This is a genomic window from Methylophilus sp. E2MeOHC9 (assembly GCF_058744375.1).
Genome location: NZ_CP196024.1, coordinates 2,071,596 through 2,095,457 on the forward strand (window position 1 = coordinate 2,071,596; position 23,862 = coordinate 2,095,457).

Annotated in this window: 20 protein-coding genes and 1 pseudogene; 13 read left to right on the forward strand and 8 right to left on the reverse strand. The window is 43.8% G+C overall.

Features of this window, described 5'->3' with window-relative positions:
• Positions 1-2 precede the first annotated feature (2 nt).
• Genes ACSSVF_RS10030 through ACSSVF_RS10040 form a run of 3 tightly spaced genes read right to left on the reverse strand, consistent with a single transcriptional unit; the run spans position 3 to position 2,916 of the window.
• The gene (locus tag ACSSVF_RS10030; protein ID WP_492403265.1) at positions 3-1,004 is read right to left on the reverse strand and encodes a hypothetical protein; all 1,002 of its coding nucleotides are present in this window, start codon (positions 1,002-1,004) and stop codon (positions 3-5) included.
• Positions 1,005-1,016: 12 nt separating this feature from the next.
• The gene (locus ACSSVF_RS10035) at positions 1,017-1,874 is read right to left on the reverse strand and encodes a DUF58 domain-containing protein (protein WP_379029244.1); all 858 of its coding nucleotides are present in this window, start codon (positions 1,872-1,874) and stop codon (positions 1,017-1,019) included.
• Positions 1,875-1,899: 25 nt separating this feature from the next.
• Positions 1,900-2,916 carry an AAA family ATPase gene (locus tag ACSSVF_RS10040; protein ID WP_442586647.1) on the reverse strand — a complete coding sequence of 339 codons (1,017 nt, stop codon included), beginning with the start codon at positions 2,914-2,916 and terminating at the stop codon, positions 1,900-1,902.
• Between the two features lie 263 nt (positions 2,917-3,179).
• Here ACSSVF_RS10040 and fabA point away from each other — a divergent pair, with 263 nt between their 5' ends.
• Positions 3,180-3,710, forward strand: coding sequence for a 3-hydroxyacyl-[acyl-carrier-protein] dehydratase FabA (fabA, locus tag ACSSVF_RS10045; RefSeq protein ID WP_492403268.1), 531 nt, complete (start codon positions 3,180-3,182; stop codon positions 3,708-3,710).
• Between the two features lie 50 nt (positions 3,711-3,760).
• Complete coding sequence (fabB, locus tag ACSSVF_RS10050; protein ID WP_492403270.1) at positions 3,761-4,984, forward strand: beta-ketoacyl-ACP synthase I; 1,224 nt, start codon at positions 3,761-3,763, stop codon at positions 4,982-4,984.
• A 106-nt stretch (positions 4,985-5,090) separates the two neighbouring features.
• On the opposite strand, the gene ACSSVF_RS10055 is transcribed toward fabB, so the two are convergent.
• Positions 5,091-5,651: a prepilin-type N-terminal cleavage/methylation domain-containing protein gene (locus tag ACSSVF_RS10055; protein WP_492403272.1), complete on the reverse strand. Its 561-nt coding sequence runs from the start codon at positions 5,649-5,651 to the stop codon at positions 5,091-5,093.
• Between the two features lie 79 nt (positions 5,652-5,730).
• On the opposite strand from ACSSVF_RS10055, the gene ACSSVF_RS10060 reads away from it, so the two are divergent.
• Positions 5,731-6,279 carry a DUF1439 domain-containing protein gene (locus tag ACSSVF_RS10060; RefSeq protein ID WP_492403273.1) on the forward strand — a complete coding sequence of 183 codons (549 nt, stop codon included), beginning with the start codon at positions 5,731-5,733 and terminating at the stop codon, positions 6,277-6,279.
• 91 nt (positions 6,280-6,370) lie between these two features.
• Here ACSSVF_RS10060 and ACSSVF_RS10065 read toward each other — a convergent pair whose 3' ends face one another.
• Positions 6,371-6,760, reverse strand: a complete 390-nt coding sequence (locus ACSSVF_RS10065) for an Mth938-like domain-containing protein (RefSeq protein WP_492403275.1) — start codon at positions 6,758-6,760, stop codon at positions 6,371-6,373.
• 161 nt (positions 6,761-6,921) lie between these two features.
• On the opposite strand from ACSSVF_RS10065, the gene ACSSVF_RS10070 reads away from it, so the two are divergent.
• From ACSSVF_RS10070 to ACSSVF_RS10115, 10 genes and pseudogenes are all read left to right on the forward strand, one after another.
• Complete coding sequence (locus ACSSVF_RS10070) at positions 6,922-8,148, forward strand: pyridoxal phosphate-dependent aminotransferase (RefSeq protein WP_492403277.1); 1,227 nt, start codon at positions 6,922-6,924, stop codon at positions 8,146-8,148.
• Positions 8,149-8,207: 59 nt separating this feature from the next.
• Positions 8,208-9,521 (forward strand): homoserine dehydrogenase, encoded by a 1,314-nt coding sequence (locus tag ACSSVF_RS10075; protein WP_492403278.1) that lies wholly within the window; start codon positions 8,208-8,210, stop codon positions 9,519-9,521.
• 97 nt (positions 9,522-9,618) lie between these two features.
• Complete coding sequence (locus ACSSVF_RS10080; protein ID WP_492403280.1) at positions 9,619-10,113, forward strand: hypothetical protein; 495 nt, start codon at positions 9,619-9,621, stop codon at positions 10,111-10,113.
• Positions 10,110-11,543, forward strand: a complete 1,434-nt coding sequence (gene thrC, locus ACSSVF_RS10085; RefSeq protein WP_492403281.1) for a threonine synthase — start codon at positions 10,110-10,112, stop codon at positions 11,541-11,543. Before ACSSVF_RS10080 ends, thrC begins: the two co-directional genes overlap by 4 nt.
• Before the next feature lie 20 nt (positions 11,544-11,563).
• Positions 11,564-12,010, forward strand: a pseudogene (gene thyA / locus ACSSVF_RS10090) (thymidylate synthase); the annotation flags it as partial.
• Between the two features lie 189 nt (positions 12,011-12,199).
• Positions 12,200-12,994, forward strand: a complete 795-nt coding sequence (locus ACSSVF_RS10095) for a thymidylate synthase (RefSeq protein ID WP_492403283.1) — start codon at positions 12,200-12,202, stop codon at positions 12,992-12,994.
• Positions 12,995-13,689: 695 nt separating this feature from the next.
• Positions 13,690-15,699, forward strand: a complete 2,010-nt coding sequence (locus tag ACSSVF_RS10100; protein ID WP_492403284.1) for a hypothetical protein — start codon at positions 13,690-13,692, stop codon at positions 15,697-15,699.
• Positions 15,699-17,675, forward strand: coding sequence for a hypothetical protein (locus ACSSVF_RS10105; protein WP_492403286.1), 1,977 nt, complete (start codon positions 15,699-15,701; stop codon positions 17,673-17,675). Before ACSSVF_RS10100 ends, ACSSVF_RS10105 begins: the two co-directional genes overlap by 1 nt.
• On the forward strand, positions 17,668-18,198 hold the full coding sequence (locus ACSSVF_RS10110; RefSeq protein WP_492403288.1) for a hypothetical protein: 531 nt from the start codon (positions 17,668-17,670) through the stop codon (positions 18,196-18,198). The genes ACSSVF_RS10105 and ACSSVF_RS10110 overlap by 8 nt, the downstream gene beginning before the upstream one ends.
• Positions 18,195-19,436, forward strand: a complete 1,242-nt coding sequence (locus ACSSVF_RS10115) for a tyrosine-type recombinase/integrase (protein ID WP_492403289.1) — start codon at positions 18,195-18,197, stop codon at positions 19,434-19,436. The genes ACSSVF_RS10110 and ACSSVF_RS10115 overlap by 4 nt, the downstream gene beginning before the upstream one ends.
• Before the next feature lie 206 nt (positions 19,437-19,642).
• Here the strand turns inward: ACSSVF_RS10115 and ACSSVF_RS10120 are convergent, their stop codons facing one another.
• The 3 genes from ACSSVF_RS10120 to ACSSVF_RS10130 all read right to left on the reverse strand — a co-directional run bounded on the left by ACSSVF_RS10120 (position 19,643) and on the right by ACSSVF_RS10130 (position 23,860).
• Positions 19,643-20,809, reverse strand: coding sequence for an FRG domain-containing protein (locus ACSSVF_RS10120; protein WP_492403291.1), 1,167 nt, complete (start codon positions 20,807-20,809; stop codon positions 19,643-19,645).
• Positions 20,810-20,918: 109 nt separating this feature from the next.
• Complete coding sequence (locus ACSSVF_RS10125; protein ID WP_492403292.1) at positions 20,919-21,218, reverse strand: DCL family protein; 300 nt, start codon at positions 21,216-21,218, stop codon at positions 20,919-20,921.
• Between the two features lie 53 nt (positions 21,219-21,271).
• On the reverse strand, positions 21,272-23,860 hold the full coding sequence (locus tag ACSSVF_RS10130) for a DEAD/DEAH box helicase (protein WP_492403294.1): 2,589 nt from the start codon (positions 23,858-23,860) through the stop codon (positions 21,272-21,274).
• Positions 23,861-23,862 lie beyond the last annotated feature (2 nt).

Here is a 23,862-nt window from a genome sequence, read left to right on the forward strand (position 1 = left end):
TGCTATTTCGCCCCTGGTTTCAAGTCAGCTTGCACATCTGGCGTCAGGCCGCGTTCGCAATCACGCATATGGCGGCAAAACGTGCGCAGCCATTGTTTGGCAGGCATGCCAAGTTCCAGCGAGGTTTTGGAATCAAAAAACACCTGTCGGGAGAGGTTGAAGAAACGCTCAATCTCAGCCCTGGCAGGTTGGTAGGCAGGTTTTTCCTGTGTGAATTGCGCTACATTGTTGCCGAATACGCTGTGCCCGGCTACCTGCTGTATAGCCTGGTGGACCACGCCTATGGCTTGTTGCAGGCCTTCCTCAGTGTCAGGCAGTTTGCCTACTTTGCGATAAGCCTTGGCAAAGGCACCACCCATGCGTGGTAACCAGGTGTGAGCGCCCATGATATACAGCAAACCAAGCAGGCTGAGCGCCAGCACGCCAGCCGCTATTTTTAATACTTGCTCTTCTTTAGCTGTGCTCAGTGTGAAAGGTGTGATTAGCGGGCTCATTTCACTCTTGAGATTGACTTCACCATAGACAGACAGCGGTGAAGTCCTGAAATTGAAGGACGGGAAGCGTAATTGACGCAATTCTGTTTTGCCATTATGGCGCAGCTTGACGATCTCACCGCGCAGGATGGCAGGCTTGACCACTCGTCCGGACTTGAATACCTGGTAAACCAGGTGGATGGTATGCACGCTGCGGTCTGAGAAGGTTTCATCTTCCACACTGATGCCAGCCAGTTCAACGCCTGAGACCTGGCCGCGATAGCGGTGCTCGTAACCGACAATCGGTAAAGATTCACGGATCAGTTCATAGGGCTTTTTAACGGTCAGGATAATGGTGCGTTCAAGTTTGTCACCGACCACATAGCCAGCATCACGGGTCGGGTTGATTTCCTTGACCGTGACAAATTTATTATCTACGTTTGGCAAGGTCACATCGGCATTCACGGGTAGTGCCGCCGAGACTAATACAGCCAGGAATAAGCAGGTGAACAGGAATTTAGGCGCTTTCATCAATCGTATTCCTCAGACAGTCACATATTGATGGAAGTAGTCGGACAGCAGGTCTGCGTCAAACGTGTCTTCCACAAAAAATGGCTGCATATCAAATTTCATAAATATATCTTCGATGGCCTTGCGTCTGGCGGCAAAGGTATCCAGGATGCGCTGCCGGTAGGAAGCCCGCAGGAACAGCGTGCGGCGTTCGCCGGTTTCCGGATCGTTAATGCTGGTGATGCCGAACTCCGGCAGGTCCTTGTATTCGGTGCTGTTCCATAACACTACTGGCACAATGTGGTGGCGTAGCATCAGCAAGAGGGTTTCTTCCAGGTGCTCGAGCGGCATGTGAAAGTCGGATACCAGGAAAATCAATGCACGTTCGCGTGGCAGCAAGCGTGCGCTGTGGATCAAGGCACCGGCACCGACTTCACTCGGCAAGTGGTTTTCCAGGCGGTCGGCCAGTTCCAGCATGCTGTGCGGCCTGGCAGAAAGCGTGCTCAGCCATTCATCGCGCAGCTCATCATCAAACCCTACAAAGGCCACCGGATCGCCATTACGGGTCGCGGATTGCGCCACCGAACGCGTGATTTCCGCTGCTGTGGTCAGTTTGGTATGCGGTACACCATATTGCATGGACCCCGACAAATCACACATCACAAACACCGGCGTTGCACTTTTCTGGTTGAAAATGCGCACATATACCTGCTCCATCGGGTCGCGGATGGTCTGGCGGATATCGATACGGCGCGGATCGGGGTAAGAAAGTAAAGTGGTGTGCCCACGAAACTCCATGCCCATGCCGCGCTGGTTACTTTTATGGCGACCAGGACGGCGGGAGCGTGAGCGCCAGCTGATGTGGTAGCTGAATTCCTTGATGTAATCCATAGAATGCGGTCAGTTCAGGCGAGCATTAAGGCGCAGAGACGGCATTGATGATGCCGGACAGCATTTCACGCGCGATTTCCGTGCGGCGCATTTCGTATACCGGGCTGAACACCAGACGGTGAGCGATGGTTTCATGGAACACGGCATGGATATCTTCCGGGATCACCGCATCGCGTTCGTTCAACCAGGCGTTGACACGGGCCGCACGCAGCAGCATACCCATGCCGCGCGGGCTGGCGCCAGACAATACCAGGCGCTTCATGTCCACATTGGAGACCTTGATGCCGTAAGCCAGCGGGTCTTTGGTGGCTAACCACAGGTTCAAGGCATATTTGCGCAGGGCAGGGCTGGCAGAAATGTTTTCCTGGATGACTTTGGCAAAACTGTTCAGCTGGTCAAATTTCAAGACATCCGCGTCTACATTGCTGATCAACTGATCTACATCATGGAAGCGCGTATCAAAAATCAGAGATTCCATAATGTCGTGTGCCGGTGGCACTACGATCGGGATCTCCATCATAAAGCGGTCACGCGCTGCTGATGGGATATCAAAAGTTTCTTCTCTTTCCACCTGGTTACGGTCAGCGAATACCAGCATGTGCGGGAAATAATGTTCTTTGTTAAAAGCCGTCAGCGTCCGTTCAGCCATCACGCGCAGCATCAGCGAGTGTACTTGCGGGCGGGCACGGTTGATCTCGTTAAAGAAGAAGATGGACAAATCCTGGCCGGACATCAGCAACGGGCCCGGGCTCACATGTGGTTTGCCGTCTTCGCCCAGATAGGTGTGATAGACCAGGTCATTCGGCATCAGGTCGATGGTGCCTTCAATCCGCTGGTAACCGCCACCAATGCCGCGGGTGAATGCGCGCAACAATGTCGTCTTGCCGACCCCGACATCACCTTCAAGTAATACATGACCACGGGCAAACACTGCAGTCGTAATCAAACGTACCGGGCTTTCCTGGCCGACCACCACTTTATTGACTTCTGATTCAAGTTTTAACGCGTGTACTCGCCAATCGGCTAGTTGTTGATCATGCATTGCTGATTTCCTGACGTAATATAATTTTTTGAAAGTTAATTGTAACTAAATTGTAATTTCTTAACAGCCATTTGTCGCAGATTATCGCCCAAACCCTTATGAAACGATATTTCTCAATATGTAAAATTCCGTAACAATTTAGGGAATCTTACCTGGGTTTTATTTAAAAGTATACAGGTCTGTATATTGTTGGGCTGACAAAAAGCTTTGACTAAACGCGATTTCCGGCGAAAATATTGTTTTATCCAAAAAATTAAAATTACATGTCCAAGAATTTGGTGTCTGGCAAAAGCAGTTTCAGTAAAGAAGAACTATTGGCCTGTGGTCGGGGTGAGATGTTTGGTGAAGGGAATGCACAACTGCCTTTACCACCCATGTTGATGTTTGACCGGATCGTTAAAATATCTGATGAAGGCGGTAGATACGGGCAGGGCGAGATTATTGCAGAACTGGATATCAGCCCTGACTTATGGTTTTTCCAATGTCATTTTACCGGTGACCCGGTCATGCCTGGCTGTTTAGGCCTGGATGCCATGTGGCAACTGGTTGGTTTTTTCCTGGGCTGGAAAGGTGGCCTGGGTCGTGGTCGCGCATTGGGGTCAGGTGAAGTCAAATTTACCGGCCAGGTATTGCCCACCGCTAAAATGATCCGCTACCACATTGATTTGAAGCGTGTGATCATGCGTAAATTAGTGATGGGTATTGCGGATGCAAGGATGGAAATTGATGGCCGTGAGATTTATAATGCTAGTGATTTGCGTGTTGGTTTATTCACCACCACGGATAATTTCTAGAAGTCGTTCATAGTGATGAAGCCTATAGTATTGAAGTCTAAGGAGGCGCAATGCGTCGCGTAGTGATTACAGGATTTGGTATCGTATCAAGTCTTGGTAATAACAAACAGGAAGTGCTGGACAGCCTGAAAGCAGGCCGTTCAGGCATTACCTATCAACCGGAATATGCCGAGCGCGGTTTGCGTTCGCATGTGGCCGGCTCTATTAAAAATCTGGATGTCGAGGCGCTGATAGATCGCAAATTATTGCGTTTTATGGCGAAAGGGCATGCCTATGCCTGGTTGGCAATGCAAGAAGCGATTGCTGACGCCAAGCTGCCGGAAGACCTGGTTTCCAATGTGCGCACTGGCCTGATTGTCGGTGCCGGTGGTACATCGACCGAGAGTATGCTTGAAGGTACCAATACGCTGGCAGAAAAAGGCATACGCCGGGTCGGCCCTTATATGGTGACCAAAACCATGAGCAGCGGTATTGTCGCCTGCCTGGCGACCGGCGCTAAAATCAAAGGCGTGAATTACGGCATCAGCTCAGCGTGTTCTACTAGTGCACACTGTATCGGTGCGGGCGTGGAACAGATCCAGCTGAACAAGCAGGATATCGTGTTTGCCGGTGGTGGCGAAGAAGAACACTGGACCATGAGCTACCTGTTTGATGCCATGGGCGCACTCTCCAGCAAATATAACGAAACGCCTGATAAAGCGTCGCGTACCTATGATGCTGACCGTGACGGCTTTGTGATTTCAGGGGGTGGTGGCATCGTGGTGCTCGAAGAGTATGAACATGCCAAAGCGCGTGGCGCGCATATCTATGCCGAAGTGGTTGGCTATGGTGCAACGTCGGATGGTTATGACATGGTGGCACCAAGCGGTGAAGGCGCGGTGCGCTGTATGCAGCAGGCGCTGCAAGGGTTGGACATCAATGACATTGATTACATCAATACCCATGGTACCAGCACGCCGGTTGGTGATACCAAAGAGCTTGAGGCTATCCGCACAGTGTTTGGCGATAGCAAAGCTGCCATCGCTTCGACCAAATCATTGTCTGGTCATGCATTGGGCGCTGCGGGCGTCAATGAAGCGATTTACACCTTGTTGATGATGCAGCATGGCTTTATTGCTGCTTCTGCCAATATTGATAACCTGGATCCGGCAGCGGAAGGCTTGAATATTGTGCGTCAGCCAATTGCATCCGCTAAAGTTGAAACGGCATTGTCAAACAGCTTTGGCTTTGGTGGCACTAACGCCACACTGACACTTTCTACAAAAAATCTGTAGTTACAAAAAACGTTAGTCATCTGTTGTGAGCATCCAAAATGTGTTCCTGGTTCCAGGAGCACATTTTTCTTTTGCAGTTCCGGTTTTTGCCAGTGGCAGGATTTTCTTAACAGCCGCTGCTGTCTATGGTGACGGATAATACTGATGGGTTTGAAGGCGCCGAAGTGATGTTATATTCCAGCTTGCAATGATTCTCGTCATGCGCGCCTGCCAGAAAGTAAGTGGCACGGTTGGTGTCTGAAAGGGCAGGCTGGATCGTAAATTTACCAGGCATCATCAATTGGTTTAAGCCGCCGCTACCATCAGGGGCCAACCCAACCGGGTATCTGCCTGTAAATAAAATGGGTATGCCTTCTATGGTGGTAGAAGTGGTGGTCTGGTATTGATCGATATCGCATTGTGGATCTGAGATACACATGCCTTTGGCCATAGCGGCGACAGATAATACAGTGGCTTTGAATGACTGCAAGGAAGCCAGCCTGGCCTGCGTGTCGGTTTTTGAGAAGTGCGCGTAAGCGGTAACTGCCAGCACTGACATGATCAGCATTACTATCACCAGTTCGACCAGGGTGAATCCCAATTGCGTAATGCTGGCTCGTGTTAAGCCGGATTTACTGAAAGTGATCGGCGCACGCAGGCCGAAATGTATCGTGTCATTTTTACGCATCGGGCGGTATGTTACCGCAGCCAGATGGAGCAAATGTCAATTTTTGATGAATGTTGCAAGTGTTAAATAAGGCTTACAAATGCGTCTTTTTAAAACTATTTTCTCAGCACTGCTAGCTGTCCTGTTGCTTAGCCAGTGCGCCACCATGATGGGTGAACGCACGGTCAGGATGAATGCCAGCCAGATCCAGCAAAAGCTGAATAGCAAGCTGGCTAAGCCATTCAAAGTAATGAAGGTGTTTCATGTGCAGTTATCCAACGCACTGGTCACGCTTGACCCGGCATCGGGCAGGATTCATACCACCATGGATGCCAGCATCGGCAGTGAGTTATTAGCCAACACCGCCACTGGCAAAGCGAGTTTGTCAGGCTTGCTCAAATTTGATGCGGCGCGTAATGCGGTGATCCTGGATCAACCTACGGTAGATGCGATTCAACTGGATGGCGCTAATAGCGAATGGAATGGCATGCTGCAACAGATGGCCAAAGACATGGGCGGTAAGTGGTTGAATCAACTGGTGTTGTATGAAGTGAAGCCGGACGAGCTGGTATATGGCGGCACGCATTACCAGCCTACGGATTTGCGGATCACTGCGGATGAAGTGCTAGTGACTTTGAAGCCTCAGTGACTTTGAACCCCCAGTGACTTTTAAACCTCGGTAACTTTGAAACCTCAGTGAGGTTTAGGCTACAGTGACGCTGAACACTGTAGCGGCGGCCTCACGCTGAGGTGATATGTTTTTCAAGCAATAACGCCCCTACGACTTTACGGCCTTCTGCCGTCAGGATATTGAAGGTGCGGCAAGCCGCTGCTGTCGTCATGCATTCGACCGCTATATGTGCAGCCAGGAATGACTGGAGATGTTTGGGGTGCACAAAGCGTTGCTTGTCACCTGTGCCTAATAACACCACCTCCGGTGTGAATGCCAGGATTGCCTGCAGTGCCTGTGCATCCAGCGTTTCCCACGCACCGTTGAACCAGTCTGTGCTGAGCGCGTCGTCGCTGATAATCAGGGATTGCGTATATGGCTGCTGATTGATGGTGATGGCTTGGCTATCTACGCCATTAATCTGGTATTGCTGCTCGCTTTTATGCAGGTGTAATTTCATGCGTCGTGCTCATCTCTAAACATTCAAAAATAAAACAATATATCTGCCTCACTAGACCATGATCTGGTCGTGCCGTTCATTGATGAAGCAAGGGTTTGCAGGTAGAATGAAAGTTTTACTTTAAGAGCTTAACACACGCTAAATGTGTTTGTTAACAGTGTATGCAGCCAGTCAATAAATCCAATAAACTCAGCAATGTTTGTTATGACATCCGCGGCCCCGTTTTACAACGTGCGCGCCAGATGGAAGAGGACGGACAACGCATTATCAAGCTGAACATCGGTAACCCGATGCCATTCGGTTTCAATGCGCCGGAAGAAATCGTGCAGGACGTGATTCACAACATGGATCAGGCCTCTGGCTACACCGATTCCAAAGGCTTGTTTGCCGCGCGTAAAGCCATCATGCATTACACCCAGCAAAAGAATATCGAAGGCGTCACCATAGACGACATCATCATCGGTAATGGCGTATCTGAACTGATCGTGATGGCCATGCAGGGCCTGTTGAACAACGGCGATCAGGTATTGATCCCGATGCCGGATTATCCTTTGTGGACGGCGGCGGTGAATCTGGCTGGCGGCAGTGCACGCCATTATATTTGCGATGAGCAATCGGGCTGGTTGCCAGACCTGAAAGATATTGAAAACAAGATCACTGCCAATACCAAAGGTATTGTCATTATTAACCCGAACAACCCGACCGGTGCTTTGTATCCAAGAGAAATCCTGGAAGGTATTATCGAGATTGCACGGCACCATGGCCTGGTGATTTTCGCCGATGAAATTTATGACAAGGTGCTGTACGACGGTAACACGCATACGTCGATTGCATCACTGGCAGATGATGTCTTGTTCGTGACATTCAACGGGCTTTCAAAAAACTACCGGGCCTGTGGCTATCGTTCAGGCTGGATGATTATCTCCGGTGACAAAAAGCCTGCCAAAGATTACATCGAAGGCCTGAATATGCTGGCCTCCATGCGCCTATGTGCCAATGTGCCCGGGCAGTTGGCGATTCAGACAGCATTGGGTGGCTACCAGAGCATCAATGACCTGGTGGCTCCTAGCGGACGTTTATGCAAACAGCGCGACCTCGCGTATGACATGTTGACCGCCTTGCCAGGCGTCAGCTGTGTCAAGCCGCAAGCGGCCATGTATTTGTTCCCCAGGCTGGATCCCAAAATCTACCCGATTCAGGACGATCAGCAATTTATCCTGGATCTATTGCTGGAAGAAAAAGTATTGCTGGTGCAAGGCACTGGCTTTAACTGGCCGTCGCCTGACCATTTCAGGGTGGTGTTCTTGCCCAATGTGGATGACCTGACAGAAGCAATGACGCGTATTGGGCGTTACCTGGATGGCTACCGCAAGAAACATACAAAGTAGCACGTGCCACCACGTGCTGATGATTCATTTAAAGTGTGACTAAGTTATAGAATGTGGATATGAAAGAACTAAAAGTAGGGTTGTTAGGCATTGGGACTGTAGGCGGCGGCACATATGCCGTGATTACGCGCAACCAGTCAGAGATCGCACGCCGCATTGGCGGCAATATCCGCATCGTGCAGGTAGCAGACCGTAATCTGGAGCTAGCAAAACAAGTCACTGGCGGCCAGGTAGCGGTGACTGATGATGCGTTTGCAGTGGTGAGTAACCCTGAGGTTGATGTCGTGGTCGAGCTGATCGGTGGTTATACCATCGCCAAAGAGCTGGTGTTAAAAGCGATCGCCAATGGCAAACACGTGGTCACCGCCAACAAGGCTTTGCTCGCCGTACACGGTAACGAGATTTTCAAAGCCGCGGCTGAAAAGGGCGTGATTGTTGCATTTGAAGCGGCGGTAGCGGGTGGTATTCCTATCATCAAGGCACTGCGTGAAGGCCTGAGTGCTAACAAGATTGAATGGGTAGCTGGCATTATCAATGGTACAACCAACTTTATTCTGACCGAAATGCGCGACAAAGGCCTGGCTTTTGCCGACGTGCTGAAAGAAGCGCAACGCCTGGGTTATGCCGAAGCAGACCCGACCTTTGATGTGGAAGGCATTGATGCCGCGCATAAACTGACCATCATGGCCAGCATCGCTTTTGGCACGCCTATGCAGTTTGAACAGGCTTACACTGAAGGTATCACAAAGCTGACTAGCCAGGATATCCAGTACGCGCAAGAGTTAGGTTATCGCATCAAGTTACTGGGCATCAGTAAAAAGACAGAAGCAGGTGTGGAGTTACGTGTGCATCCAACCCTGATTCCGGAAAAACGTCTGATTGCCAATGTGGATGGGGCGATGAACGCCGTTGTGGTCAAAGGCGATGCTGTTGGACCAACGTTATACTACGGCGCCGGTGCTGGTGCTGAGCCAACCGCCAGCGCAGTCGTTGCTGACCTGGTGGATATCGCGCGCCTGCAAGGCACCACTGCTGAGCAACGCGTGGCTTTCCTCGGTTATCAACTGGATCAGCAGCAGGCGTTGCCGGTGCTGCCGATTGCTGAAGTACACTCCGGTTATTACTTGCGCTTGCGTGCATCAGACAAGCCGGGCGTGATGGCGGAGGTGACCAAGATCCTGGCTGATTTGACGATCTCTATTGATGCCATGCTGCAAAAAGAGCCGCAAGAAGGCGAAGCTGAAGCCGATATCATCATCCTGACGCATACCACGCAGGAAAAAACCATGGATGCTGCGATTCACGCGATAGAGGCATTACCCGTGATTACAGGAAAAGTCACAAAAATCCGTATCGAAGAACTTAACCGATAATACTAATAATAGGAAGTGGATGATGTTAAACAGCATTCGGTATACCTTGCTAGTGACCTGTTTACTGGGGGCAGGTGCTTTGCAGGCAGAGGAACACATGCAGAAAGCCCGTGCCAACTTTAAAGACGTCAGCGTTAAACGGTGTAATGCAGAGATTGCAAGTAGTAAAGAGTTAAGCGGCCTCAATAAAGATCAATTTTGCCAATGCGCGGCGGATCGATTTCTGGATAATCTCACCGATGTTGAGTTGAAGCAGATGTTTTTAAAACGCGATGAAGCTAGCCTCCAACAGAAACAGAGTGAGGCTGCTAGTTATTGCATGGCCAACAACTCTAATTTGGCTCAGATGTTTGACCGGATTATTTACAAGGGTTGCATGGACGGTGCGAAAGAAAAACCTGGCGCAGTCCTTAATACAGAAGAGTATTGCGGCTGCACGGCAAAAAAACTCTCCAGCAATTTGAGCCAGCAAGATATGCAAGACTTTATTCGCATTGGCAACGAGCCTGGTGCACTGGTGGATACCGGTGTATCAGACAAGATGATGAATTACGCAACAGAATGTTTAAGCCAGATGGTTAATAATCAATGAAATATATCAGCACACGCGGGCAATCGCCTGCTCTAACTTTTAGTGAAATCTTGCTGGGTGGCCTGGCGCCAGATGGTGGCCTGTATTTGCCTGAGCAATATCCGCAATTCAGCGACGCCGACTTAACCGCCATGCGCAGCATGAATTACCGTGAACTGGCGTTTGCCATTTTGTCGCGCCTGGTAGATAACAGTGATATTCCGCACGCTGACCTCAAGGCGATCATCGATAAAACCTACCGGGCAGAAGTATATGGGTATGCACGTGCCGGGCAATCTGCCGAGGACATCACTCCTACACAAAAGCTGGAAGAAAATCTCTACCTGTTAAGCCTGTCCAATGGCCCAACCCTGGCCTTTAAAGACATGGCCATGCAGTTGCTGGGAAACCTGTTTGAATACGTATTGGCCAAAACCGGCCAGACCACCAATATTCTGGGTGCGACCTCTGGTGATACCGGCTCTGCTGCCGAATACGCCATGCGCGGTAAAAAAGGCGTGCGTGTATTCATGCTGTCGCCATACCAGAAGATGAGTCGTTTCCAGACGGCGCAAATGTTCAGCCTGCAAGATGACAATATTTTCAATATTGCCGTCAAGGGCGTATTCGATGATGCGCAGGATATCGTTAAAGCCGTGTCCAATGACCATGCTTTTAAGGCGCAGTATAAAATCGGCGCCGTGAACTCCATCAACTGGGGTCGTATTGCCGCGCAGATCGTCTATTACTTCAAAGGCTACCTGGCGGTCACTCAGGATAATCGCCAGAAAGTCAGTTTTACTGTGCCTAGCGGTAATTTTGGTAACGTCTGTGCCGGCCATATTGCGCGCATGATGGGTTTGCCGATTGACCAACTCATTGTGGCAACCAACGAAAACGATGTGCTGGATGAGTTCTTCAAGACTGGCGTATATGCCCCGCGCGGTTCAGCCAATACCTACCATACTTCCAGCCCCTCTATGGATATCAGCAAAGCCTCAAACTTTGAGCGCTTTGTGTATGACCTGGTAGGGCAGGATAGTGCACGCGTGCGTGAGTTATGGACGGCGGTGGACCATGGCGGCAAGTTTGACTTAAATGCCGATGGCTACTTTGCCCAGGTGGCTGATTTCGGCTTCGTGTCTGGCAGCAGTCATCATGCTCACCGCCTGCAAACCATTCGTGCCACCAAAGAGAAATATGGCGTGACGATAGATACACATACCGCCGATGGGCTGAAAGTCGCGCTGGAAAAACGCAATCCGCAAGTGCCTATGTTAGTGCTGGAAACTGCGCTACCAGCCAAGTTTGAAGATGCGATCGTAGAAGCACTGGGCGAAGCCCCCGAGCGCCCAGCCAGCCTGAATGGCCTCGAGGACTTGCCGCAGAAATCTACCGTGATGGATGCCAGTGTAGATGCGGTTAAAGCGTTTATTGTCGCCAATACTTAATCATTTCCCGGAGCCCTCGCATGCAACAGTATCATGATCTGCTCAACCACGTACTCGCACACGGGCACCAGAAAACCGACCGTACCGGCACCGGGACGATTTCGGTATTTGGCTACCAGATGCGATTTAACCTGGCAGAGGGCTTTCCGCTACTGACAACTAAAAAAGTCCATTTAAAATCCATTATTCATGAGTTGTTGTGGTTTTTAAAAGGCAGTACCAATATTGCCTACCTGAAAGAAAACGGCGTCAGCATCTGGGATGAATGGGCAGATGCCGAAGGCAATCTTGGCCCGGTGTATGGCTATCAGTGGCGTAACTGGCCTAAGCCGGACGGGTCACATATAGACCAGATTACACAGGTCATCAACCAGATCAAAAAGACCCCCGATTCACGCCGGTTGATTGTTTCTGCCTGGAATGTCTCAGATATCGAGCACATGAAATTGCCGCCTTGCCACATCTATGTTTTGGGAAATCGATTCACTCACACATTAACTTATTGTATTGATTCAATTAAAACTTGTATTACCCGCATGAATCGATTCACCCATCATTTTACTAATAGTTTCATCCCATCTAGGTACGGAGTTGTTTATTGTTAGCGCAGATTATTTGATTGCTTATTCCCATTAAAGTGTTCCGAAAGAATTTAGATGAAACAATATAAAGAGCTACTTAAAACGGTAATGGCTGATGGTGTTGAAAGACCAGATAGAACTGGCGTGGGCACAGTAGGCATATTTGGCTATCAGATGCGCTTCAACCTTTCCGAAGGCTTTCCTCTAGTCACAACTAAAAAGTTGCATACTAAGTCAATTATTCATGAGCTACTTTGGTTCCTCCAAGGCGACACCAATATTAATTATTTAAAAGAAAATGGCGTTCGTATTTGGGATGAATGGGCTGACGCAGAAGGTAATCTTGGACCTGTTTACGGTAAACAGTGGCGGGATTGGGAAACAAAAGATGGCAAGCACATTGATCAAATTCAACAGCTAGTAGACACAATTAAAAAAGATCCTAACTCTAGACGTCAAATTGTAAGCGCTTGGAATGTCGGGGATCTACCAGAAATGGCATTATCTCCTTGTCATTGTTTGGTGCAAACAGCTGTAATTGGCGGAAAATTAAATCTACAGCTATATCAACGTAGTGCCGATGTTTTTCTTGGTGTCCCTTTCAACATTGCAAGTTACTCATTATTACTGCACATGCTGGCACAGCAGTGTGATTTAGAAGTAGGCGACTTTATTTGGACAGGTGGGGATGTCCATATTTATAAAAATCACTTTGAGCAAGTTAATCTTCAGCTCACCCGAGAGCCTTACCCTTTACCTAAGTTAGAGATAAAACATAAGCCTGATTCTATTTTTGACTACAAGTTTGAAGATTTCGAAATTGTGGGCTATCAGTCGCACCCTTCAATTTCTGGCAAAGTTGCAGTTTAATATTACCTACTAATTACGAAATTGGTACTTGGTAGGAAACTATACATAATGCCAGTTTAGGAAGTTGATAAACCCCAGTAAAAATGGCCGCTATGCGGCCATTTTTATTTGTATATTTAACTATCAGTACTTGGTCTAACCATTACAGAAATAGATATATCATGAATCGGTAATTCATTATTTGTTCATAAAATATGAACAATATATTGATTTTTTGTAGTTATTTGCAATACTTCTGTGGATAAAAATTGTGGTCCGATTCAGTATAAATATCAAAAAATAAATGAAAATTCTACAACTTTCAAAATTGAGTAATTCAATCATCTATGCTATAGATTGCCTAGATGTGGATGGTAATTTAATTTTATATATATGTTTTTAAATAACATTATTCATTAATTCAGTTTAATAAGTAATAATTAATTTTCTATTTTAAGTGTCTAATCTCCAAATTATCACATAATGAAAGTGCATTAAATTTAGCTAACCGACTTAGATAAAATATCAGTTGCCATCAGTAGACAATCAATTTAAAGTAAAAATAATTGTTCAATTATTTTGATCAAATACTCTTTGATTGTTGATTAGTTTTCTAATTGGTGCTTTTTTGAATACGCGGGGTGAGGATGGTTTCTAGAGCAGGCATAAATCGAACTCATAGGAGATTGGGGGCTGTTGCCGAGGCGGAGTCATACGTGTCCCCAACTGATTTCAAACTAGTTTTTTGCTGCAAACCACCTGAATGGCGAATTAGTCGAGATTTTGATTTATCTAAATTAGAGACATTTTTCTCGGAATCCAATGCCTTGAAGTTAGCTCAATCTGTATGCGAGTTTTTAGTCAGATTTAGCCGTCCCACTTCAATTAGCAGATACCAGGCATTTATAAATTTCATTACGAATCTTACAAGTTGGTTGCCTGAAGATTATTTGAAGATTTCGGATACGAATACAGATTTATTTAAAGCAATTTGGGTAGATGCGGTCAATAGTGAAGCATATTCCATATTGAAACTGCCAATAAAGCATACAACTCAAGTAGAAAAACTTGGCAATTTATATCTAGTGCTTGAAGAGCTTTCAGCTTTGTCTCTATTGCCAAAAATAAAAAGGGTTCCTTACCCCAAAAATTACCATCAGTCACAAAAAAGAAAGCCTAGCTTATTAGAACAAAACAGTAGATCTCTTGGTGGAAGTATTACTTTTAGCTTGCAAGAAGAAATTAAGAAGCAAGGGATATTGATTGATGATGAAGCATTGCCTTTCTTAGAGTCGATCGAACATAGATTGGAGAAAAATTCTAATTTAAGTGCGTCGAAACTATTTGATGCAATGCTGTTTGAAAATAACGATAGGTTATCTGCACTAAGAGAGGTGGCAGAAAATACATTCCTAAAATGGAAAAATGTATTTGAGTTAGGACAGGAGCTTTTGAAAAATGCGGATAGCAATATAACAAAAGAGTATTCTTTATTACTTGAGTCCGGAAAGCTTGATCTTAGGAAGTCTCAGAATATATTTCCACATTCAGATAGGGAAAAGGCAACGGCAAACTTTTTAAAGGTTTGCCACGATTTATATGGTGGCGAAGCCCCAACACCAATGCATTCTGATAATTCATCACAACTAGCAAGGCTTTACGAAAAGCTAGGGGGCAAATTCTATGTAGATGCGATGATGTCGCCACACAAGGAAGCTGTTAATGCGGCAATTTTGCTGTATTTGATTGATTCTGGAGCAAATGTATCTACCGCTATAGAATTAGAAACTAATTTTGAGTCTTCCACAGATGATCCAAATTATGTTGAAGTGAACAGCAACAAGCCCAGAGCTTTGTATCGAGCTATCAATGATATTCTACCTATAACTGATAAATCTCAGCGGGTAACGACAGTTGAAGCTCTGAGGTTCATACGAGACAACACTCAAAACGCACGACTTATTCACCCACACCTCGTAAATAAACTATTCGTATTCAGATTCCATGACACTTGGTCAGTAGCAGGAAGCGATTTTGTCACCGATAACTTAAGATACATTCTGCGTGACAATAACTTACCGACTAGTTGGAAGCCCAGTGCTATCAGGATGTCCCTTGCAATAAAAACCATGTGGAGCGAGTCTGGAAAAATCTCAAGTGTTGCCAAAAAATTGCATCATTCCGGCATGGGAGCAGTAACCACTGGGTATGCATTGAGTTATCCCATCAAAAGATTGTTGGAATATTACATTCGACAGTTTCAGGATTTATTGCAATTTGGAGCTGCAATCAATGTCGAAGGAGCTCTTCACACTCTTGGATGCAATGATCACGATATCCCAAACTTAAAAAAAGCAGTAATTGATTCTGGATTAGGGTTTATGTGGGTAAAAGCTCAAGAAACTAGCCTTGAGTCACCTACTAGCAAAGTCGAGTCTTTCCTAGATACAGACCTTAATACATCAAGGATACTTATAGTGATTGATGATTTCTTTTTACCCCGGTTAATAGCAACAAATGAAGTACTTAGAACAGAGCGCAGAACACTGGAAGCGAGTTTTCCAACCCATTGGGATTCCAAATGGGCTCCAATTTTTGCACTTACAGAAGTGGTTTTAGAAAAAGTAAAGCAGAGTGAGTTTGCATATCAACTTGCGTCTGCTAGAGGGTTAGCTAAAAAGCTCCTGGCTGATGGCTTCGATCCATTACTGCTGGGATCCAATTGATGAAATTAAGTCACTCAATTGTTAGCACTAATGTAGAAGTATTTTCGTTTGAGGATGGAGAATCATTGGTCTTTCTCAATTCTACTGGCAGACCACTGAAATGTCGGACTGATCAAGTTTTGTCTGATGGAAGCCGTCTGAATGACCCGGTTAATTCAGGCATTTTTATAGTCATTAAAAAAATTCTTAAAATGGAGGATAAGAAGCGATCAGTACAATCTGGGTTGCCAGCCCTGTATTCTCAATATACTCGTTTAATTAATTGGATGTACCTGAGTGGAATTTATAGATTCGATCAGTTAACACCATCTCATATCTCCAAATACCTAAAAGACTCAGTTCTGGGATTAGATTATTTATTCCAAGCTACACCAAGGTTATTCGAATACATGTCCACTATAGATTCTAATTCTGTGAATAGGCCAAAGACTGTAACCCAACTATTCGAGGGTTGCGGAATTTCCAGTGGATATATTCCTAAATTAAGTAAAGCTAGTAATTTATGCAATGAATATTTACAAAATGGTTTCAAAAGTATCCGAAGTGCAAATTTCGAGCCAGAAATAAAGTGTTTAGTTAAAAATACAATATTTGCTCATACAACTGCAATTCAACTTTTATGGGATTACAAAAGTTCTTTGAATGATGCTCTGGTTTTTCAGCCTTTTCCAGACGGGGCATGGAATTCAATTAAGGGTTTGGGCAACGAGTCACAACGAACTAAAACTATTCCGTTGATTCTAGTACCGAAGCTCATAGAAGGAGCAATTCGATGGATTACCGATTTCCCTGAACTTCTTGAACAAATAGCATTAGCTAAAGGCCCTTCACCTATTTTCACCACAGACGCTTTGAATTTACTGAATGAATTCAATGAAAGCAATAAGTTAATCTATTCAAAAAAGCTGTTGCCGAAGGCTCGGAACATTGATAGTGAGTTTAGTGTGAGAAAGGCAGAGACTTTAACCTATGTTGCATGTTTGATATTAGTTCATATTTTTACTGCCCGAAGGTCAGCTGAAATTTCAGCGATAAAAACAAATGCAATTGAAGGCGATGAACATAATCGTTATCTAATCTCTGATATCGGAAAATCTCCTTTAAAGGATGAGCCTACCCCTTGTCCCGAAATTGTGGCGGTTGCTATAAATACAGTAATCAGATTGCGTTCTCTTGATGAAAACTATATAGGCCCACTATGGAAAACAGCAGGCAGTTCTGGACATCACAAATATGAGAATAAGCTCGATCAACTAGCAGAAATTATTGGAGCAGTCGAATATATACAGGATGGAAAAGTCCACACTTGGCACTATGCTCTTCATCAATTCCGTAGAATCTTTGCAATATTGTATGTATGGAGATTTGAAGGCCCGTTCTCTGGTATCCAGCATCACCTCAGACATATTTCCTGGAAAGAGACATTTCAATACACCAGAGATGCGAATAGTTTCAATGACGTACATGAGGAGAGTATCTCTCTTACAAATGAGAAATTACTAGCCATTGCTAAAGGACAGGTTCAAAAGCCGGCGGGCGTACATGCAGAGGTGATCAACAAACATATCAACAGATATCGAAAAATTATTGAAATTACCGGCGAGGACTCTATCGAAGCCTCAATTAAATACCTCATTGAAGATAGAAAGTTGTTGTTGAGGGCCACTCCTTGGGGATATTGCTGTGCTAAGAGTAATACCTCTAATTTGCGCAGATCGGCATGCCAAACCGAGAGTAATCCGGCGAAGGCAATAGATCCCTTTTTTAATGCACCTGATGGTAGTGGCTCAAGTGAAGAAATATGTGCGGGATGTCATTTTCATTATACGGATGAAACCAAAGAAGCTCACTGGCGAAATGAGCTTCATGGAATCACGAAAATGATTACTTTAGTAGATCCTAAGAGTATTGCATCAAAGACTCTCAAAACAAGAAAAGCCAAATTAAAAGGCTTTATCAAAAGATATTATGAATGATCGTTATTTGACTAATTCTGAGAGGCAGCGCGCCACTACAGAAGCGATAAAAAATAAAAATCTCAGACTGAAAATGTATTTAGAAAATGGATTCCCTGAAGGCGTGTTCATACCCAAAAGCCTTACTCAATTTAGAAATTGGGAAGATCGAGAGTTGGGGATTTTCAAGATTGGAAGTCCCTCAACTACAAATCGAAGGCTATCACCCCACAATACGATTTACATCGATGAAGCTGAAAGGCTGATCGATTTACTACGATCATCAAGTAATCGCACTCACAAAATAAAAAAAAATCCTTTGCATGTTCAAGTTGGTTTGAAAAGCAGTGAAATAGATCATTTGAAAAAACAAATTAAATCTCTGACTTCACAGCTTATAGCCGCTAGGTTTGAAAATAATAGTGATAGGTCAGAAGTTTTAGCACTTTCTGAGCGAGTGAAGTCCCTCGAATCTGTGAATCTTTCGCTTCGAAAAGATTTAATTGCTCTTAAAAATGCACCATTCATAAACGTAACTAAATGAAGAGTTCTAAAGACAAAGTTTTCAAAACAGTCACAGTACTTTGGTCAAACAGTGAGTGTTCATTGGATAACCGGAAATGGGGGAAATTGCCTCTAATTGTAGATGGTTATTGTGAGGTTATCGATGTTCCAAGTACCTGGTTAATTCATATACGGACCAGCCAAGGTCTATCAGAAACAACAGTTTCGCAGTACACGTACTCGTTACGTATTTTTTGGAACTTTCTCGAAGAAAATTCACTTGATTGGACTTTGATCTCAGATAAACATTTAAAACTTTGGAGAAATGCGCTTACTGTGAATCGTGAGATTTCTGGTGTAAATGCACATCTTTCAGTCGTAATAGCTTTCTATATTTGGGCTCAAGAACATAGGTTTGTTTTAAACATAATTGGTGAAACAGGTGACAGAGATTATCCGTTCCCAATACGCTTAGTACGAAAAGGGCGGCGTAAGGAGTTAGTTACCCATTTGTTACTTAGGAAAACTAGGAAACCTATGGCTAGTATACCCAATGAAGATGAAGTTAATGCCATGTATGGAAGGCTTAGTTCGGGTCATGTTCGGGAAGTTGCAATTCGTAATTGTTTGATGTCTGACTGGTTGGTTAGTACAGGTCTACGAAGGTCTGAGTTACTGAATCTCAGATGTGACCAAATACCTGTGATGGCTGATTGTATTGATATTGAAGAGGACGATCGCGTATTTAAGCTAGAAATCAAAGGTAAAAATAATGTTAGAAGAGTGATCAATATTATTCCTGAACTATTAATACGCACTCGAAGATTTATAAATGAAACTAGACCTAGAATCAACACTGGTCAAACCAATACTCGAAAACAGCAATTTTTGTTTTCTAGTGCAAAGGGTGGTGGCCAATTGAATATGACTTATGTAAGTAGAATGTTTAGCGAAGCATTGAATAATGAGAAATCCAAACTCACTATGCATCGTTTGAGAGCAAGGTTTATTAGCAAGTTAGTGCAAAACATTTTGTTATCTGAAATCCAAAATAAGTCAGTCTATGAAATTGTGGTTTACACCGTATTATTTAAAGCTGCTGAGATTCTTGGTCACAAGAACATTGATACGCTCTTTTACTATTTAAATGTTGCTATCGACATGTTGGATGATGACATCGCCGAGCATTTGAGAAAGGCGTCTGGTGGTGTTCTTAAGACCCCTAGACGAGTGCTGATATCACGCATGGAGTCGTCACAAGGTGCAGTGCCAGACTAATTGCATTAACTATATTTAATCAATAATTTTCTTGGTTTTATGCTGGTCTAACCTCCAAATTAATCATTACCAAATCCAGTACATTTATTTTTCTTTAACATCTGTTGATAGGGGTCATCCATGGTTGGAAGTAGGCGATAAAGGCTTTAATCAAGAGTGATTTATATCTTGAGTGGCAAAGGATTGTTTGTTGCATAAAATGTAGGCTAAATTAAATCGTCCAGCCGCTCTTCATATTGGCTCTTAATATAAGTCGCAACTCTTTCTATTTCGGGAAATATAGTTCCAGCTGTAATGCCTAACACTTTAAGTTGATTACGAATCATCTCCTTAGCCGACGGATTGATTAGAATTGAGCTAGGATCGGAGGATCTAAAGTGATCAGGAACAATGGCTGATTTAGACTTTTGACCATCAATACCAAACAAAAGAAATGCACCCTCTTGTTTAATTATGCGAGGGTTGTCAAGTTTAGGTTTAACACAAACTACTGATTCCAAGTGTTTTTTATCAATTATAGATTGGAAGTAGGGTTTTTCAGACTTAATTTCATGCAACAAAAACTGAATCTCAGAATCTTTGTTAAATGCTGTTTTAGAAGCAGACTTTGGGAAAGAAAATGAGAATGGTCGTCTACTCAAATTGGAAATTACGCTAACAGTATCACTGTCATAATATTTTATTTCCTTCTTTGGAATTTTCAGTATGATTACTTCGCCAATTTTGCCTTTTACTTTACTTTCTTGAGCTGCAAAATAGAGTGCAATCAGCGGGTTCAATGTGATATCTAACAATCTTGTGGGCAATGAATAGTGTTGCATCTTGACCAAAGTTTGAAAAGTTGATTCCTCGCTATTAAAATCGGCTGGGCACCTCAAGATTAATTCTTTAATTAGAATGTCTTCATTGGAAATCCAACCATGGTTTCGATAGATTTGCGGTTCCATTTTGAAGCTAAAGTCTGAGTGCCCCCTGAAAAAATAGACGTGATCTTTGTCTTCGTTAAGGTTCTCCAAGACTTCTAGAAAAGTACGCACGCTGCCACATAGTTTTGGCTTCGTTAAATCTAATGTAGAGTCAACTATAGTCTCAGTTACATTGCTTATTATTAAATCAATTGCTCTTTGCCTGGCTCTTAATGTTTTGTATAAAAGACTTGTTCCAAGGATTCGCTTATTGATAGCTAAAAGATTAAAATAATAAGCTCCATCCCTTGCAACCAGTAGCTGAAAGTTAGTTTCACTTTTTAGTTGTTTTCTTGAGGTTTCAATTGAATTGACTAACGCGGCTTTAGTCGTATACAACTCGCTTTTTAGAAACACCTCACCATTTTCGGCTTTCAGTACATATTTGTACTGACCAACTGAATCCATGGATATTTCAAAGTAATAAGCCATACTTCTCTCAACATTTATAATTAATTTTGATTACTTGAGGGTTAAAACTTTTTCAGATGTCTAAATCAAATCTATTCTTCAAGCTCTAAGCGGGGGATTTGCTGTACAGACATTTTCTAAACGAAAAACTTTCTGTAGAACCATCCACTCTATTTATCCAAAAACACTGTGTCCCAAATTGTTCACCGCGGACGCTGAAGCTTGTAATCCCAGAGCCGATTTTCTCTTCTGCATCAGGATGCAACAAAATGGTATCTTTCAGAACTTCCGAATCAGCTGCATTAACTTTATCGCCAACATCATATTTATTAAGCATAGTTTTCAAATATTCCTCTGCATCAGCTTTTCTAGGGAATTGAATGCTGCCTAAAGTGATCTTTGCCATGTTATTGTCTCTTTCTGAATAAGTGAGCAGGACAAGCTTTTCTAATAACAAATTTAACTATTCTTATTTACCAACTTTTCTTGGATCTCTCGCAAAATTATTGAAGGGATATCCATTCCTTCAAGTTGACTAAATCTTTGATTCACCCATGCAATACATTCATCTTGTGTGAGATTGTCATGTACTATTTTTTCATAAATTGTCACTGCACTCATTCTCGATAAACCTAGTTCCATAAGTGAAAGCAACGTTTTCGATGAAACGCCAAACTCAAGTTGAGTGCCGATATCTAACTCATCTTCAATTAAATCTTCTCGTTTGATTCGATGTAAATGAACATGCAGTACATCAACGTAAGCTGAAAGGTATTTGGGTGCCTTGAATCTAGCAATTTGTTCTACAAACTCCATAGTTTCACGGATTAATAAGGGCAATTTATAAGGTTTGTTATATTTCTTATGATAATCAATATTGTTTTTAATCATATTTGAAAGGGAATAACCCTTTAACCATTGAATTACGATCCTTGCATGCAATGGAATCAAGCTTTCTGGTAAAAAAGCTGGGTAAAGATAATCATTAATTCTTCCCATGATCGTTTTGAGGCGATCGTAGCCATCTATGCTATCTACGGGGGCGATAAGAAGATTTTCAACTTCACCTTGATAATCTTCAAACATATCAAGTAAATTTTGTAGTCCAATAGCATTTACACCAGGATGTTTTTCAATGGTTATAGTGTCTATCTCGATCTTTTTAGCTAAATTTTCGAGGCTATCGTCTAATGCTTTAATAACCTCTGGAGAGTGCCTTTTGGCTAAGCCAGTTTCCGTAATTGAGCCAAGCCTTAAATATGTAGAAAGTAAGTATGCAACTACAGGTTCATATATATCTCCGTCTTTGAGCTCTGACAATTTGTTATCCACACGTTCGTCTATATATCGAATAATTTCATCAGGTTTCTCTAAAGCTGCATCACTTTCTCGTTTGATGGGATACCTCGCACGAAGAGGCACGCCATTAGGCCAAGCCTTCAGATTATTTGGTTCGATACATATAATGTTTCCTTGAAATTCGTCACCCCATCTGCCAGCACGGCCAGCTAAATTCCAAAAGTCTTGTGGTTCCATCGGATGTCCACGACCCTTGCGAGGCCCCCGTAATACAATTGTGCGGCAGGATAGATTCACACCCTCAATCAATGTTGAGGTGCAAACTAAGAAACGTAATTTTCCACATCTGAACAGTCGCTCTACTTCAAGTCGAATTAGGGAGGGCATATTCCCATAATGAAAAGCTACTCCCGATTCGACTAACGGTGCTAAACCATAATTTGGATGAACTCCTTTTTTTGCTAAATCAGCTAACTCGCTCAGTTCAGCGTCAGGTTTACGAACTTTTGGTATTATTTCACTGATTAAGAAAGCCACATCCTCGGCTTCGGCTGCACCATTTGCATATACTAACGTTCCCCCACGTTCTCCAGCTGCAGCGGAAATAAATGCTAAGAGCTTTTTGATACCGCCGGGAGAATTAGGTAAATTCAGAATGCCTAGAGGAAAAATGCCATTTGAACTTTTGAGAGACAATTTCCATTTTTTTGGTTTTATTGGCACTTGTTCCGCTAGAATCAGATTTTGCAAAACAGTTGGGATATCCGCATCAACTGTAGCAGTACTCGCTGTATCGGGAGCATCCGCCAATAAAGTTTCTGGATTCAGGGTTGATGGACTAACAAAAACAACCTTCATTGCAGGGTTTGATCGCTCCATTCGTTCGATAGCATCTTGTAAGATTACTCCTCTGTGGTTGTCTCCAATCTTTTGCGCTTCATCAACAATCATTAAGTCGATTTTAAGCGAGTCACCCAATACATTAGCGAGTAAATGCAATCTCTCCTGAGTGAAGACAAATACAATTTTTTTATCATTTTTTTTTGCCGTATAAAATTTCTCTTTCAAGGGCAAAGATGTGATTTCAACATTTGCATTTAGGGAAATGGTATTAATAAGGTTGGATTCAATTTCAGAGACTAGAGCCCTTGTTGGAGCTAAGTACACTGCTGTATTGACTCCAGTGGATTTGAGCTGATCGATCAACCATTGCATGACAACGTAAGTTTTACCTGAGGCCGTGGGTGCGGATGCAGAAATCCAATTGTGATTACTAGCTTCTTTCCAAAACTGCTTTTGGAACTCGTTTACAGGTATCCACTTACCGTTTGAATCGACTAATACAGTTTGCTCAATTTGCCTTCTTTGCGATTCTAGTCTCAAGGAAACACCAAGTCGTTCCTCTAGGTTTGACTCAATCAAGCCTCTTTCATTGGCTAGTTCATATGCACGAAAATTAGAAAGCTTATTCAGTAGAACTGCTCCCGCATCCTTCACTAACATGCTGTGAGATGAGGTTATTGCTCCAGTGGCTATTCTTAACGCGGCCTCTAGATAAGATCGATTTTCTGATCTTGCTAATATACTTCCTGCAAGTATCAATCGATTCCAGTCAAGATTTGAAATCGAAATGCTAAAAGAGTTTTCTAAATTGTCTAATTCACTGATAACAGTATGGCGAGTTAATGAGTCTAAATCGTCCTTAATGCCTTCTGCAAATAACCAAGCTTGCAAATCGTTTAGACTCATTT

Excerpts from the sequence above, each read along its gene's own strand:
- ACSSVF_RS10115 (WP_492403289.1), top strand. The coding sequence starts at position 18,195 with ATGAAGAGTTCTAAAGACAAAGTTTTCAAAACAGTCACAGTACTTTGG.
- ACSSVF_RS10125 (WP_492403292.1), bottom strand. The coding sequence starts at position 21,218 with ATGGCAAAGATCACTTTAGGCAGCATTCAATTCCCTAGAAAAGCTGAT.
- ACSSVF_RS10065 (WP_492403275.1), bottom strand. The coding sequence starts at position 6,760 with ATGAAATTACACCTGCATAAAAGCGAGCAGCAATACCAGATTAATGGC.
- ACSSVF_RS10035 (WP_379029244.1), bottom strand. The coding sequence starts at position 1,874 with ATGGATTACATCAAGGAATTCAGCTACCACATCAGCTGGCGCTCACGC.
- ACSSVF_RS10105 (WP_492403286.1), top strand. The coding sequence starts at position 15,699 with ATGAAATTAAGTCACTCAATTGTTAGCACTAATGTAGAAGTATTTTCG.
- fabB (WP_492403270.1), top strand. The coding sequence starts at position 3,761 with ATGCGTCGCGTAGTGATTACAGGATTTGGTATCGTATCAAGTCTTGGT.
- ACSSVF_RS10110 (WP_492403288.1), top strand. The coding sequence starts at position 17,668 with ATGAATGATCGTTATTTGACTAATTCTGAGAGGCAGCGCGCCACTACA.
- ACSSVF_RS10130 (WP_492403294.1), bottom strand. The coding sequence starts at position 23,860 with ATGAGTCTAAACGATTTGCAAGCTTGGTTATTTGCAGAAGGCATTAAG.
- ACSSVF_RS10070 (WP_492403277.1), top strand. The coding sequence starts at position 6,922 with ATGCAGCCAGTCAATAAATCCAATAAACTCAGCAATGTTTGTTATGAC.
- ACSSVF_RS10030 (WP_492403265.1), bottom strand. The coding sequence starts at position 1,004 with ATGAAAGCGCCTAAATTCCTGTTCACCTGCTTATTCCTGGCTGTATTA.
- ACSSVF_RS10055 (WP_492403272.1), bottom strand. The coding sequence starts at position 5,651 with ATGCGTAAAAATGACACGATACATTTCGGCCTGCGTGCGCCGATCACT.
- thrC (WP_492403281.1), top strand. The coding sequence starts at position 10,110 with ATGAAATATATCAGCACACGCGGGCAATCGCCTGCTCTAACTTTTAGT.
- ACSSVF_RS10060 (WP_492403273.1), top strand. The coding sequence starts at position 5,731 with ATGCGTCTTTTTAAAACTATTTTCTCAGCACTGCTAGCTGTCCTGTTG.
- ACSSVF_RS10075 (WP_492403278.1), top strand. The coding sequence starts at position 8,208 with ATGAAAGAACTAAAAGTAGGGTTGTTAGGCATTGGGACTGTAGGCGGC.
- ACSSVF_RS10080 (WP_492403280.1), top strand. The coding sequence starts at position 9,619 with ATGCAGAAAGCCCGTGCCAACTTTAAAGACGTCAGCGTTAAACGGTGT.
- ACSSVF_RS10040 (WP_442586647.1), bottom strand. The coding sequence starts at position 2,916 with ATGCATGATCAACAACTAGCCGATTGGCGAGTACACGCGTTAAAACTT.
- ACSSVF_RS10095 (WP_492403283.1), top strand. The coding sequence starts at position 12,200 with ATGAAACAATATAAAGAGCTACTTAAAACGGTAATGGCTGATGGTGTT.
- fabA (WP_492403268.1), top strand. The coding sequence starts at position 3,180 with ATGTCCAAGAATTTGGTGTCTGGCAAAAGCAGTTTCAGTAAAGAAGAA.
- ACSSVF_RS10120 (WP_492403291.1), bottom strand. The coding sequence starts at position 20,809 with ATGGATTCAGTTGGTCAGTACAAATATGTACTGAAAGCCGAAAATGGT.